This window comes from Allobosea sp. RIT-PG3_2, assembly GCF_057321085.1.
On sequence record NZ_JBXWCA010000005.1, the window covers coordinates 226282 to 239531 of the forward strand.

Annotated in this window: 13 protein-coding genes; all 13 read left to right on the forward strand. The window is 65.6% G+C overall.

The features are described 5' to 3' along the window. The first annotated feature begins 18 nt into the window (after positions 1 to 18). The 13 genes from AC2FAN_RS16800 to AC2FAN_RS16860 all read left to right on the forward strand — a co-directional run bounded on the left by AC2FAN_RS16800 (position 19) and on the right by AC2FAN_RS16860 (position 13249). Positions 19 to 624, forward strand: a complete 606-nt coding sequence (locus AC2FAN_RS16800; protein ID WP_265053620.1) for an NADH-quinone oxidoreductase subunit C — start codon at positions 19 to 21, stop codon at positions 622 to 624. Continuing rightward, complete coding sequence (locus tag AC2FAN_RS16805) at positions 624 to 1064, forward strand: GFA family protein (protein ID WP_485175499.1); 441 nt, start codon at positions 624 to 626, stop codon at positions 1062 to 1064. The genes AC2FAN_RS16800 and AC2FAN_RS16805 overlap by 1 nt, the downstream gene beginning before the upstream one ends. Beyond that, the gene (locus AC2FAN_RS16810; protein WP_265053618.1) at positions 1061 to 2251 is read left to right on the forward strand and encodes an NADH-quinone oxidoreductase subunit D; all 1191 of its coding nucleotides are present in this window, start codon (positions 1061 to 1063) and stop codon (positions 2249 to 2251) included. Before AC2FAN_RS16805 ends, AC2FAN_RS16810 begins: the two co-directional genes overlap by 4 nt. Before the next feature lie 99 nt (positions 2252 to 2350). After that, the gene (gene nuoE / locus AC2FAN_RS16815) at positions 2351 to 3268 is read left to right on the forward strand and encodes an NADH-quinone oxidoreductase subunit NuoE (protein WP_265053617.1); all 918 of its coding nucleotides are present in this window, start codon (positions 2351 to 2353) and stop codon (positions 3266 to 3268) included. An 11-nt stretch (positions 3269 to 3279) separates the two neighbouring features. Beyond that, on the forward strand, positions 3280 to 4584 hold the full coding sequence (gene nuoF / locus AC2FAN_RS16820) for an NADH-quinone oxidoreductase subunit NuoF (RefSeq protein WP_485175501.1): 1305 nt from the start codon (positions 3280 to 3282) through the stop codon (positions 4582 to 4584). Positions 4585 to 4588: 4 nt separating this feature from the next. After that, positions 4589 to 6652, forward strand: coding sequence for an NADH-quinone oxidoreductase subunit NuoG (gene nuoG / locus AC2FAN_RS16825; RefSeq protein ID WP_485175503.1), 2064 nt, complete (start codon positions 4589 to 4591; stop codon positions 6650 to 6652). A gap of 6 nt (positions 6653 to 6658) precedes the next feature. Then, positions 6659 to 7711 (forward strand): NADH-quinone oxidoreductase subunit NuoH, encoded by a 1053-nt coding sequence (nuoH, locus tag AC2FAN_RS16830; RefSeq protein ID WP_265053613.1) that lies wholly within the window; start codon positions 6659 to 6661, stop codon positions 7709 to 7711. Then, on the forward strand, positions 7708 to 7944 hold the full coding sequence (locus tag AC2FAN_RS16835; RefSeq protein ID WP_265053612.1) for a hypothetical protein: 237 nt from the start codon (positions 7708 to 7710) through the stop codon (positions 7942 to 7944). Before nuoH ends, AC2FAN_RS16835 begins: the two co-directional genes overlap by 4 nt. Positions 7945 to 7963: 19 nt before the next feature. After that, a complete protein-coding gene (nuoI, locus tag AC2FAN_RS16840) occupies positions 7964 to 8452 on the forward strand; it encodes an NADH-quinone oxidoreductase subunit NuoI (protein WP_038367698.1) in 489 nt (162 codons plus the stop codon). 271 nt (positions 8453 to 8723) lie between these two features. Continuing rightward, a complete protein-coding gene (locus AC2FAN_RS16845) occupies positions 8724 to 9347 on the forward strand; it encodes an NADH-quinone oxidoreductase subunit J (RefSeq protein WP_265053611.1) in 624 nt (207 codons plus the stop codon). Continuing rightward, positions 9347 to 9655 carry an NADH-quinone oxidoreductase subunit NuoK gene (gene nuoK / locus AC2FAN_RS16850; protein WP_265053610.1) on the forward strand — a complete coding sequence of 103 codons (309 nt, stop codon included), beginning with the start codon at positions 9347 to 9349 and terminating at the stop codon, positions 9653 to 9655. Before AC2FAN_RS16845 ends, nuoK begins: the two co-directional genes overlap by 1 nt. Before the next feature lie 29 nt (positions 9656 to 9684). Next, positions 9685 to 11733, forward strand: coding sequence for an NADH-quinone oxidoreductase subunit L (gene nuoL, locus AC2FAN_RS16855; RefSeq protein WP_485175507.1), 2049 nt, complete (start codon positions 9685 to 9687; stop codon positions 11731 to 11733). Positions 11734 to 11737: 4 nt separating this feature from the next. Further along, positions 11738 to 13249: an NADH-quinone oxidoreductase subunit M gene (locus AC2FAN_RS16860; RefSeq protein ID WP_485175693.1), complete on the forward strand. Its 1512-nt coding sequence runs from the start codon at positions 11738 to 11740 to the stop codon at positions 13247 to 13249. Position 13250: the final 1 nt, after the last annotated feature.

The window sequence follows — 13250 nt, forward strand, 5'->3', positions numbered from 1 at the left end:
GGCGATGAAGGTGAGACGATGAGCGAAGCGCTCGTACAACTCGGCGAAGAGATCAAGGCCGCGCTGCCCGGCGCGGTGACGGAGGCGGTCGTCGCCTTCGAGGAGCTGACGATCCATGCCGAAGCGGCCTCGATCGTCGAGGTACTGCGGACGCTCTACAGCGATCCGCGCTTCCGCTTCGTGAACTTCACCGACATCGCCGGCGCCGACTATCCCGGCCGCGAGAAGCGCTTCGACGTCGTCTACCATATGCTGGCGCCGCACCATAACCGCCGCGTCCGTGTAAAGGTCCAGACCGACGAGGCGACGCCCGTTCCCTCCGTGATCGACGTCTTCCCGGCGGCGAACTGGTTCGAGCGCGAGGCCTACGACTTCTACGGAATCCTGTTCTCCGGCCATCCCGACCTGCGCCGCATCCTCACGGACTACGGCTTCGAGGGCTATCCGCTGCGCAAGGACTTCCCGCTGACCGGCTTCGTCGAGGTGCGCTACGACGACGAGCAGAAGCGCGTCGTCTACGAGCCGGTGAAGCTTAACCAGGAATTCCGCAACTTCGATTTCCTCTCGCCCTGGGAAGGCACGGATTACGTGCTGCCGGGCGACGAGAAGGCGAAGGGCGCGTGATGGCGGCTGGCACGGAAAAACTGTCCGGCGGTTGTCTCTGCGGCTCCGTTCGCTTCACGGCGGTCGCCGCGAAGGCGGAGATGGACGTCTGTCATTGCAGCATGTGCCGGCGCTGGAGCGGCGGCGTGCTGATGACGGTGCCGTGCACGGATGTCGCGGTCGCGGACGAGGCGCATCTCGGTGTCTATCACTCCTCGGAGTGGGGCGAGCGCGTCTTCTGCCGCAATTGCGGCACCAGCCTGTTCTGGCGGCAGCGTTCCGGCGAAGGGCATGTCGCGGTGGCGTTCCCGAGCCTCGACAATGCCCCCGGCCTCGCCTTTGCCGAGGAAATCTTCATCGACGAAAAGCCTGAACTCTATGCCTTCGCCGGCGAGCGGCGACGCAAGACAGGCGAGCAGGTGGTCGCAGAGTTCTTCGCTGCGCAGGAAGGCCGGCAATGACCGAGCACAACATCCGCAACTTCTCGATCAACTTCGGCCCACAGCATCCGGCGGCGCACGGCGTCCTGCGCCTCGTGCTGGAGCTCGACGGCGAGGTGGTCGAGCGCGTCGACCCGCATATCGGCCTGCTGCATCGCGGCACCGAGAAGCTGATCGAGGCCAAGACCTATCTCCAGGCCGTGCCCTATTTCGACCGGCTCGACTATGTCGCGCCGATGAACCAGGAGCACGCCTATGCGCTCGCGGTCGAGCGCCTCGTCGGCGTGACCGTGCCGCGCCGCGGCCAGCTCATCCGCGTGCTCTATTCCGAGATCGGCCGCATCCTCTCGCATCTGCTCAACGTCACCACGCAGGCGATGGACGTCGGCGCGCTCACGCCTCCGCTCTGGGGCTTCGAAGAGCGCGAAAAGCTGATGATCTTCTACGAGCGCGCCTCGGGCTCGCGCATGCATGCGGCCTATGTCCGCCCCGGCGGCGTGCATCAGGACCTGCCGGTTTCGCTGATCCACGACATCGCCGAATGGTGCGACCCGTTCCTCAAGGTCTGCGACGATCTCGAGACGCTGCTGACCGACAACCGCATCTTCAAGCAGCGCAATGTCGATATCGGCGTGGTCGATCTCGAGACCTGCTGGAAATGGGGCTTCTCGGGCGTGATGGTGCGCGGCTCCGGCGCGGCGTGGGACCTGCGTAAATCGCAGCCCTACGAGTGCTACGAGGAGATGGAATTCGACATTCCGATCGGCAAGAACGGCGACTGCTACGACCGCTACCACATCCGCATGGAGGAGATGCGCCAGTCCGTGCGCATCATGAAGCAGTGCTGCGACAAGCTGCTGGCTGCCGATGGCGGCGGGCCGGTCTCATCGCTCGACGGCAAGATGGTGCCGCCCAAGCGCGGCGAGATGAAGCGCTCGATGGAAGCGCTGATCCATCACTTCAAGCTCTACACCGAGGGCTACAAGGTGCCGGAAGGCGAGGTCTATGCCGCCGTCGAGGCGCCGAAGGGCGAGTTCGGCGTCTATCTGGTCTCCGACGGCACCAACAAGCCCTATCGCTGCAAGATCAAGGCGCCGGGTTTCGCCCATCTCCAGGCCATGGATTTCATGTGCCGCAAGCACATGCTCGCCGACGTCTCCGCGATCCTCGGCTCGCTGGACATCGTGTTCGGGGAGGTCGATCGGTGAGCCGTCCCTCAGCCGTCTCTTGCAGAATCGTCGCCATCTGCCAGCGAGTCAGAGATGCTCGGGTCAAGCCCAAGCATGACGCGCGTGGAGTGAATTGATATGTCCGTCCGTCGTCTCGCGCCCGATCCGGTCCAGCCTGCCTCCTTCGCCTTCACCGCGGCGAACGAGAACTGGATCGACCAGCAGATCGCCAAGTACCCGGAAGGCCGGCAGGCCTCGGCCGTCATCCCGCTGCTGTGGAAAGCGCAGGAGCAGGAGGGCTGGGTGTCGCGCGCCGTGATCGAGACCGTCGCCCGTCGCCTCGGCATGGCGCCGATGCGGGTGCTGGAGGTTGCGACCTTCTACACCATGTTCAATCTGCAGCCGGTCGGCGAGTATTTCGTCCAGCTCTGCGGCACGACGCCCTGCGCGTTGCGCGGCGCCGAAGCGCTGAAGAAGGTCTGCGAGGACGTCATCGGCCCGCAATCGACCGTGACCGCCGACGGCAAGCTCTCCTGGCTCGAGGTCGAATGCCTGGGCGCCTGCTGCAATGCGCCGATGGCGCAGATCAATGTCGACTATTACGAAGACCTGACGCCCGCCAATTTCCGCCAGCTCCTCGACGATCTGCGCAGCGGCCGCCCGACCAATCCCGGCCCGCAGAACGGCCGCACCGGCTCCGAGCCGGAAGGCGGCGGCGAGACCTTGAACGACAAGGCGCTCTATGACGGCTCGATGATCGGCGCCGGCGATTGGCAGAAGCGCATCGCCGAGCAGCGCAAGGCTGCGGCGGAAGCCGCAGCTGCCAAGGCTGCCGCAGAGGCGGAAGCCAAGAAGGCCGAGGCGGCCAAGGTGGACGCTACTCCGGCGGCCGCCGCCAAGCCGGCGAGCGAGACCGCTGCGCCGGCCAGGCCGAAGCCGTCCGACCCGGCTCAGCCGACCAGCGCCGCCCAGGATACGCCTTCCGCAGAGGGCAAGCCGAAGCCCACCCGGGCACGTGCTAAGACCGCCAAGAGCGGCGACAAGCCGGCAGAGTGAGGCATTAGGACATGCTCGCAGATCGCGACCGCATCTTCACCAATCTCTACGGCCTTCACGACCGCTCCCTGAAGGGTGCGATCCAGCGTGGCCATTGGGACGGCACCAGGTTCATCCTGGAGCAGGGCCGGGACTGGATCATCGACGAGATGAAGAAGTCCGGCCTGCGCGGGCGCGGCGGCGCCGGCTTCCCGACCGGGCTGAAATGGTCGTTCATGCCCAAGCAGAGCGACGGGCGCCCATCCTATCTCGTCGTCAACGCCGACGAGTCGGAGCCCGGCACCTGCAAGGACCGCGAGATCATGCGCAACGACCCGCATACGCTGGTCGAGGGCTGCCTGATCGCCTCCTTCGCCATGGGTGCGAACGCGGCCTATATCTACATCCGTGGCGAGTATGTCCGTGAGCGCGAGGCGCTGCAGCGTGCCGTCGACGAGGCCTATGAGGCCAAGCTCATCGGCAAGGACAACGTCCACGGCTATCCCTTTGATCTCTATGTGCATCACGGCGCCGGCGCCTATATCTGCGGCGAAGAGACGGCGCTGCTCGAAAGCCTCGAGGGCAAGAAGGGCATGCCGCGGCTGAAGCCGCCCTTCCCGGCGAATGTCGGCCTTTATGGCTGCCCGACCACGGTGAACAACGTCGAGTCGATCGCGGTCGCCCCGACTATCCTGCGCCGCGGCGCGGCCTGGTTCTCCTCGATCGGCACGCCGAACAATGTCGGCACCAAGCTCTTCTGCGTCTCCGGGCATGTGAACAAGCCCTGCAACGTCGAAGAGGCGATGGGCATTCCCTTCCGCGAGCTGATCGACAAGCATTGCGGCGGCATTCGCGGCGGCTGGGACAATCTCAAGGCGGTCATCCCCGGCGGCTCTTCGGTGCGCATGGTGCCGGCCGAGCAGATCATCGACACGCCGATGGATTTCGACTCGCTCTCGAAGCTGCGCTCCGGCCTCGGCACGGCGGCGGTGATCGTGATGGACAAGTCGACCGATATCGTCCGCGCCATCGCCCGCATCAGCCATTTCTACAAACATGAGAGCTGCGGCCAGTGCACGCCTTGCCGCGAGGGCACGGGCTGGATGTGGCGCGTCATGGAGCGCATGGCCGAGGGCCGCGCCCAGAAGCGCGAGATCGACATGCTGCTCGACGTCACCAAGCAGATCGAGGGCCACACCATCTGCGCGCTCGGCGACGCCGCGGCTTGGCCGATCCAGGGCCTGATCGCGCATTTCCGCCACGAGATCGAGCAGCGCATCGACGACTATGCCGCCAACCCGCACAGCGAGCCTGTGCGCCTGATGGCGGCGGAGTGAGACCATGACGAAACTCCTCATCGACGGCATCGAGGTCGACGTTCCGCCGGAGTACACGGTCCTCCAGGCCTGCGAGGCCGCTGGCGCCGAGGTGCCGCGCTTCTGCTTCCACGAGCGCCTCTCGATCGCCGGCAACTGCCGCATGTGCCTCGTCGAGGTGAAGGGCGGGCCGCCGAAGCCGCAGGCCTCCTGCGCCATCGGCGTGCGGGACCTGCGCCCCGGCCCGAACGGCGAGCCGCCGGTCGTCCTGACCAAGTCGCCGATGGTCAAGAAGGCGCGCGAAGGGGTGATGGAGTTCCTGCTCATCAACCACCCGCTCGACTGCCCGATCTGCGATCAGGGCGGCGAATGCGACCTGCAGGACCAGGCCATGGCCTATGGCGCGGACACCTCGCGCTATGCCGAGAACAAGCGCGCGGTCGAGGACAAGTATATCGGCCCGCTGGTCAAGACGACGATGACGCGCTGCATCCAGTGCACGCGCTGCGTCCGCTTCACCACCGAGGTCGCCGGCGCCTCCGATCTCGGCGCGATCGGCCGCGGCGAGGACATGGAGATAACGACCTATCTCGAGCAGGCGATGAGCTCGGAGCTGCAGAGCAACGTCGTCGATCTCTGCCCGGTGGGCGCGCTGACCTCCAAGCCCTATCAGAACAAGGCCCGGCCCTGGGAGCTCTCGAAGACCGAGAGCATCGACGTGATGGACGCGGTCGGCTCGGCCATCCGCATCGACTCGCGTGGCAAGGAAGTGATGCGCGTCCTGCCCCGCCTCAACGAGGCGGTGAACGAGGAGTGGATCTCCGACAAGACCCGCCACATCGTCGACGGCCTGCGCACGCAGCGCCTCGACCGGCCCTATATCCGCGAGAACGGCCGGCTGCGCCCCGCGAGCTGGAACGAAGCCTTCGCCGCCATCGCCGCCAAGGTGAAGACCGCCTCGCCCCAGAAGATCGGCGCCATCGCCGGTGACCTCGCGGCGGTCGAGGAGATTTTCGCGCTGAAGGCGCTGATCGCCTCGCTCGGATCGGCCAATCTCGACGCGCGCCAGGACGGTACGAAGCTGCACCCGAAATTCGGCCGCGCGTCCTACGTCCTCAACGCCGGCATCGCCGGCATCGAGGATGCGACCTCGCTGCTGATCATCGGCTCGAACCCGCGTCGTGAGGCGCCGATCCTGAACGCCCGCATCCGCAAGCGCTGGCTGCGGGGCGATTTCAAGGTCAGCGTCATCGGCGAGAAGGCCGATCTCACTTACGCTTCCGACTATCTCGGCGCCGGCCCCGAAACGCTCGCCGAAATCGTCAAATCGGCCGAGGCCAAGGGCGGCAGGCCCATGGTGCTGGTCGGGCAGGGCGCTCTCGCCCGTGCCGACGGCGAAGCGGTGCTCTCGCTCGCGGCCAAGGCTGCGCAGGCGCTCGGTGCCATGACGGACGAGTGGAACGGCTTCGGCGTGATCCACACCGCGGCCTCCCGCGTCGGCGCGCTCGATCTCGGCTTCGTGCCCGGCGAAGGCGGCCTGGACGTTGCCGCCATGCTCCAGCCCGGTGCGCTCGACGTGCTCTTCCTGCTCGGTGCCGACGAGATCGAGGTGCCGGAAGGCGCCTTCGTCGTCTACCAGGGCACGCATGGCGACAAGGGCGCGCATCGCGCCGACGTCATCCTGCCGGGCGCGGCCTATACCGAGAAGTCCGGCACCTATGTGAACACCGAAGGCCGGGTGCAGATGGGCGACCGCGCCACCTTCCCGCCGGGCGATGCCCGCGAGGACTGGGCGATCCTGCGTGCGCTCTCGGCCGCTCTCGGCAAGACTCTGCCCTTCGACTCGCTCGCCGGCCTGCGCAAGGCGCTCTACGAGGCGCATCCGCATTTCGCCGCGCTCGATGTCCTGCCGGGCAATGATGCGGCTGGCATCGGCCAGCTCGCAGGCCTCGGCGGCAAGACCGACAAGTCGGGGTTCGCCCCGGTCATCGGCGACTTCTATCAGACCAACCCGATCGCGCGTGCCTCCGCCGTGATGGCGGAATGCTCGGCGCTGGCCTCCGGCCGGCACCAGCAGGCGGCGGAGTAAGCGGCCATGAACTGGGACCTCGTCCTCGATATCGCGATCATCCTCGGCAAGAGCCTGCTGCTGCTGGTCTGCCTGCTGGTCTTCATCGCCTATATCCTGCTGGCCGACCGCAAGGTCTGGGCGGCGGTGCAGCTGCGCCGCGGCCCGAATGTCGTCGGTCCCTGGGGGCTGTTCCAGAGCTTCGCGGACCTGATCAAGTTCGCGCTCAAGGAGCCGATCATCCCGTCCGGCGCCAACAAGGGCATCTTCCTGCTGGCACCCTTCATCTCCTGCCTGCTGGCGCTGGGCGCCTGGGCGGTGATCCCGGTGGCCGAGGGCTGGGCGATCGCCGATATCAATGTCGGCGTGCTCTACATCCTCGCGATCTCCTCGCTCGGCGTCTACGGCATCATCATGGCCGGCTGGGCCTCGAACTCGAAATACCCGTTCATGAGCGCGCTGCGCTCGGCGGCGCAGATGGTGTCCTACGAGGTCTCGATCGGCTTCGTCATCATCACCGTGCTGCTCTGCGTCGGCTCGCTGAACCTCTCGGCGATCGTCGAGGCGCAGCAGAACCGCGGCCTGGCGCATGCGCTGGGCGTGCCCTGGCTCAGCATCCTCAATTGGTATTTCCTGCCGCTCTTCCCGATGTTCATCGTCTTCTTCGTCTCGGCGCTGGCCGAGACGAACCGGCCGCCCTTCGATCTGGCCGAGGCGGAATCGGAGCTCGTGGCGGGCTTCATGGTCGAGTATTCCTCGACGCCGTACCTGCTGTTCATGCTCGGCGAATACGTGGCGATCATGACCATGTGCTCGCTGACGACGATCCTGTTCCTTGGCGGCTGGGCGCCGCCGGTCGCACTGCCGCCCTTCACCTGGCTGCCCGGCGTGTTCTGGTTCGCGCTCAAGGTCTGCCTGGTGTTCTTCATGTTCGCGCTGGTGAAGGCCTTCGTGCCGCGCTACCGCTACGACCAGCTGATGCGCCTGGGCTGGAAGGTCTTCCTGCCGCTCTCGCTCGCCAGCGTGGTGATCGTGGCGCTGGTGCTGCAGCTGACGGGCTGGGGTCCGGTCGCCGGATGAGTTGGGCCGGCCCGCTCGGCGCCCTGATCGGCTTCGGGCTCGGCCTGCTGGAATACCGGCTGATCTCGGCCGTGGTGATCGGGGCGCTCAGGCGCACCGATCGCTCGGAGACAGAGGCCGAGAAGGACGATTACGAGCGCCGCATCCGCATCCTGCGGTGGGCGCTGATGGCAATGACGATCGGCTTGATGCCGATCCTGGGTTTCGTGATCGGCCGGACGCTGTTCGGCTGAGGATGGAAGGACGAAGGCGATGTCACTCGCGCAAGCCGCAAGGGGCCTGCTGCTGAAGGAGTTCGTCGGGGCTATCGGCCTGTCGATGCGCTACTTCTTCAAGCCGAAGGCGACGCTGAACTACCCGTTCGAGAAGGGCCAGCTCTCGCCGCGCTTCCGTGGCGAGCATGCGCTACGCCGCTATCCGAACGGCGAGGAGCGCTGCATCGCCTGCAAGCTCTGCGAGGCGATCTGCCCGGCGCAGGCCATCACCATCGAGGCCGGTCCGCGCCGCAATGACGGCACGCGCCGCACGACCCGTTACGACATCGACATGACGAAGTGCATCTATTGCGGCTTCTGCCAGGAGGCCTGCCCGGTCGATGCCATCGTCGAGGGGCCGAATTTCGAGTTCGCGACCGAGACCCGCGAGGAGCTGTTCTACGACAAGGACAAGCTGCTCGCGAACGGCGCGCGCTGGGAGCGCGAGATCGCGCGCAACATCGCGATGGACGCGCCCTATCGGTGACTTTTGCCTCTCCGACGTCATCCCGGACAAGCGGCGAAGCCGCGCCGATCCGGGATCCATCGGAGGGACCCGCGCTTTACGATGGATCCCGGGTCTTCGCTTCGCTTGCCCGGGATGACGTTGAAGGGCGGGATTGAGTTCACAGACCCCCCGCGCGGTTGTCCCGCCCGGCGGGGCTGATTATAGACGCTCCAAATTGCTGCGGGACCGAGTCCCGGAGCACGAACCAAACGAGGACCGCTTCATAAAGGGGCGGAAAGGGCTGGCCGAGATGAATGCCGCAGCGGCTTTCTTCTATCTCTTCGCAGGGGTGACCGTGGCATCCGCCTTCATGGTGGTGGCCTCGCGCAACCCCGTGCATTCGGTGCTCTACCTGATCCTGGCCTTCGTCAACGCGGCCGGGCTGTTCATGCTGCTCGGCGCCGAGTTCCTCGCGATGCTGCTGGTCGTCGTCTATGTCGGCGCGGTCGCAGTGCTCTTCCTCTTCGTGGTGATGATGCTCGACGTCGATTTCGCCGAGTTCCGCCAGGGCTTCCTGAACTACCTGCCGATCGGCGCGCTGATCGGCTTCATCTTCGCGGTCGAGCTGCTGCTGGTCGTCGGCGCTTGGGTCATCGATCCGCATATCGTCAAGGCGCCGGTCGCCGCGATCCCCGCCGGCATCACCAACACCGAGGCGCTCGGGCGAGTGCTCTACACCCAGTATGTCTATTACTTCCAGGCGGCCGGCCTCGTGCTGCTCGTCGCGATGATCGGCGCCATCGTGCTGACGCTGCGCGAGCGCCACGGCATCAAGCGCCAGCATGTCCCGACCCAGAACGCCCGCACCAAGGACGCGGCGATGGAGGTCAAGCAGGTGCCCTCGCGCGCCGGCGTTCCGGAGGAGATGGCATGATGACGATCGGACTGGGCCACTATCTCGCGGTCAGCGCCATCCTGTTCACGCTCGGCGTGCTCGGCATCTTCGTCAACCGCAAGAACATCATCGTCATCCTGATGTCGATCGAGCTCATCCTGCTCTCGGTCAACCTGAACTTCGTCGCCTTCTCGAGCTTCATGAATGACATCGTCGGCCAGGTCTTCGCGCTGCTCGTGCTCACGGTGGCAGCGGCCGAGGCCGCGATCGGCCTCGCCATTCTCGTCGTCTACTTCCGCAACCGCGGCTCGATCGCGGTGGAAGACATCAACATGATGAAAGGCTGAGCGCGCCGCCGCGCCTGGACCTCACGCCCATGTATCACGCGATCGTCTTCCTCCCCCTGATCGGCTTTCTGATCGCCGGCCTCTTCGGCCGGTTGATCGGCGCGCGCGGCTCCGAGATCGTCACGACCTCGCTGCTGATCGTCTCCGCTGTCCTGTCCTGGGTCGCCTTCGTCCAGGTCGGCTTCGGCCACGGCACGACGCGCATCCAGATCGCGAGCTGGATCTCGTCCGGCCAGCTGCAGGTCGACTGGGCCTTCCGCATCGACACGCTGACGGCGGTGATGCTGGTCGTCGTCAACACCGTCTCCTCGCTCGTGCACCTCTACTCGATCGGGTACATGCACGAGGATCCGCACCGGCCGCGTTTCTTCGCCTATCTCTCGCTGTTCACCTTCGCGATGCTGATGCTGATCACGTCGGACAACCTCGTCCAGATGTTCTTCGGCTGGGAAGGCGTGGGCCTGGCGTCCTATCTGCTGATCGGCTTCTGGTACCAGAAGCCCTCGGCCAACGCCGCCGCGATGAAGGCCTTCATCGTCAACCGCGTCGGCGATTTCGGGTTCTCGCTCGGCATCTTCCTCGTCTTCGTGCTGTTCGGCTCGGTCGGCTTCGACGCGATATTCCCGCGTGCCGGCGAACTGGTCGGCCAGAGCTTCCGCTTCCTCGGCTATGACTGGAACGCGCTGACGCTAACCTGCCTGCTGCTCTTCATGGGCGCCATGGGCAAGTCCGCGCAGTTCCTGCTGCACACCTGGCTGCCGGACGCGATGGAAGGCCCGACCCCGGTCTCGGCGCTCATCCACGCCGCGACCATGGTCACCGCCGGCGTCTTCATGCTGGCGCGCCTCTCGCCGGTCTTCGAATACGCGCCGGTCGCGCTGACCGTCGTCGTCGTCATCGGCGCTACCACCGCCTTCTTCGCGGCGACGGTCGGCCTCGTGCAGAACGACATCAAGCGCGTCATCGCCTATTCGACCTGCTCGCAGCTCGGCTACATGTTCGTCGCGCTCGGCGTCGGCAATTACGGCGCCGGCATCTTCCACCTCTTCACCCACGCCTTCTTCAAGGCGCTGCTCTTTTTGGGCGCCGGCTCGGTCATCCACGCGATGCATCACGAGCAGGACATGCGCCACATGGGTGGCCTGCGGAAGCACATCCCGCTGACCGCGGCGGCGATGACGATCGGCACGCTTGCCCTGACCGGCTTCCCGGGCTTCGCCGGCTACTTCTCGAAGGATGCCATCATCGAGAGCGCCTATGCCTCGGTGGCGCATGGCGGCTTCGCTAGCTCCTACGCCTATGTCCTGCTGGTCGTCGCTGCCTGCATGACCTCGTTCTACTCCTGGCGCCTCTACTTCATGACCTTCGAGGGCAAGCCGCGCTGGGGCCATGATGCTCACGGGCACGATGCGCACGGCCATGGTCACGACGACCACGCGCATGCCGCCCATGGCCATGACGACCATGCTCATGCGTCGCACGCGCAGGACGATCATGGCCACGGCCATGACCACACGCCGCATGAGAGCCCTTGGGTGATGCTGATCCCGCTCGCCGTGCTCTCGGTCGGCGCGGTCTTCGCGGGTTACGTGTTCAAGGAGTACTTCATCGGCCACGACTTCGAGCATTTCTGGAAGTCGGCGCTGTTCATGGGCAAGGACAACCACATCCTGCACGCCATGCACGAGGTTCCGAAGTGGGTCGTCTGGTCGCCCTTCGTGGCGATGGTGCTCGGCTTCGCGCTTGCCTACTACATGTATGTCCGCCGGCCGGACGTGCCGGGCAAGCTCGCTGCGGCGAACCCGGCGCTGTACCAGTTCCTGCTCAACAAGTGGTACTTCGACGAGCTCTACGACTTCCTGTTCGTCAGGCCCGCGAAGTGGCTCGGCCGCTTCCTGTGGAAGAAGGGCGATGGCCTGGTCATCGACGGCCTGGGGCCGGACGGCATCTCGGCCCGCGTGGTCGACGTGACCAACCGAGTGGTCCGGCTGCAGACCGGCTATCTCTATCACTATGCCTTCGCCATGCTGATCGGCGTCGCGGGCTTCGTGACCTGGTATCTTGTGACGCGCGGGTGAGATGATGTTGGGTTTCGGTATTCTCACCGGTCTTCTGGTCCTGCCGCTGATCGGCGCCGCCTTCATCCTGGCGCAGCGCGGCGATCAGGCCTCGGTCGACTCCAATGCCCGCTGGGCCGCGCTGGTCACGACGGTGCTGACCTTCGTGCTGGCCTGTGTTGCCTGGGGCCGCTTCGACCCCGCCAATCCGGGCTTCCAGATGGTCGAGACCCATGGCTGGGTTTCGGACGCCATCAAGTTCAAGCTCGGCGTCGACGGCTTCTCCTTCCCCTTTATCGTGCTGACGGCCTTCCTGATGCCGTTCTGCATCCTGGCGTCCTGGACCTCGGTCGAGAAGCGGGTGCGCGAATATATGGTCGCGTTCCTGATCCTGGAGACGCTGATGATCGGCGTCTTCGCGGCGCTCGATCTCGTGCTGTTCTACGTCTTCTTCGAGGCCGGCCTGATCCCGATGTTCCTGATCATCGGCATCTGGGGCGGCAAGCGGCGCGTCTACGCCTCCTACAAGTTCTTCCTCTACACGCTGCTCGGCTCGGTGCTGATGCTGCTGGCGCTGATGGCGATGTACTGGAACGCCGGCACTACCGACATTCCGACTCTGCTGGCGCACAAGTTCCCGTCGCAGATGCAGCCCTGGCTGTGGCTTGCCTTCTTCGCCTCCTTCGCGGTGAAGATGCCGATGTGGCCGGTCCATACGTGGCTGCCCGACGCACATGTCGAGGCGCCGACGGCGGGCTCCGTCATCCTGGCGGCGATCCTCTTGAAGATGGGCGGCTACGGCTTCATCCGCTTCTCGATCCCGATGTTCCCCGAAGCATCGGCGATGTTCGCGCCGCTGGTCTTCGCGCTGTCGGTCATCGCCATCGTCTACACCTCGCTGGTGGCGCTGATGCAGGAGGACATCAAGAAGCTGATCGCCTACTCCTCGGTGGCGCATATGGGCTTCGTCACCATGGGGCTGTTCACCCTGACGCCGCAGGGCATCCAGGGCGCGATGTTCCAGATGATGAGCCACGGGCTGGTCTCCGGCGCGCTCTTCCTCTGCGTCGGCGTGATCTACGACCGCATGCACACCCGCGAGATCGCCGCCTATGGCGGTCTGGTGAACCGGATGCCGATCTATGCCGTGGTCTTCATGGTCTTCACCATGGCGAATGTCGGCCTGCCCGGCACGGCCGGCTTCGTCGGCGAGTTCCTGACGCTGGTCGGCGCCTTCCGCGCCAATCCCTGGGTCGCCTTCTTCGCGACCTCCGGCGTCATCCTCTCGGCTGGCTATGCGCTATGGCTCTATCGCCGCGTTGTGTTCGGCGAGCTGGTGAAGCCCGAGCTCAAGGACATCAAGGACCTGAACGGCCGCGAGATCGCGATCCTGGTGCCGCTCGTCCTGCTGACGATCTGGTATGGCGTGCAGCCGCACACGATCCTCGACGCCTTCGCGGCGCCGACCGAAGCGCTCATCAAGAACTATCAGGCCGCGCTCACCGCCGCGAAGACGGCGGTGGCGGCCGTGCAGTAAG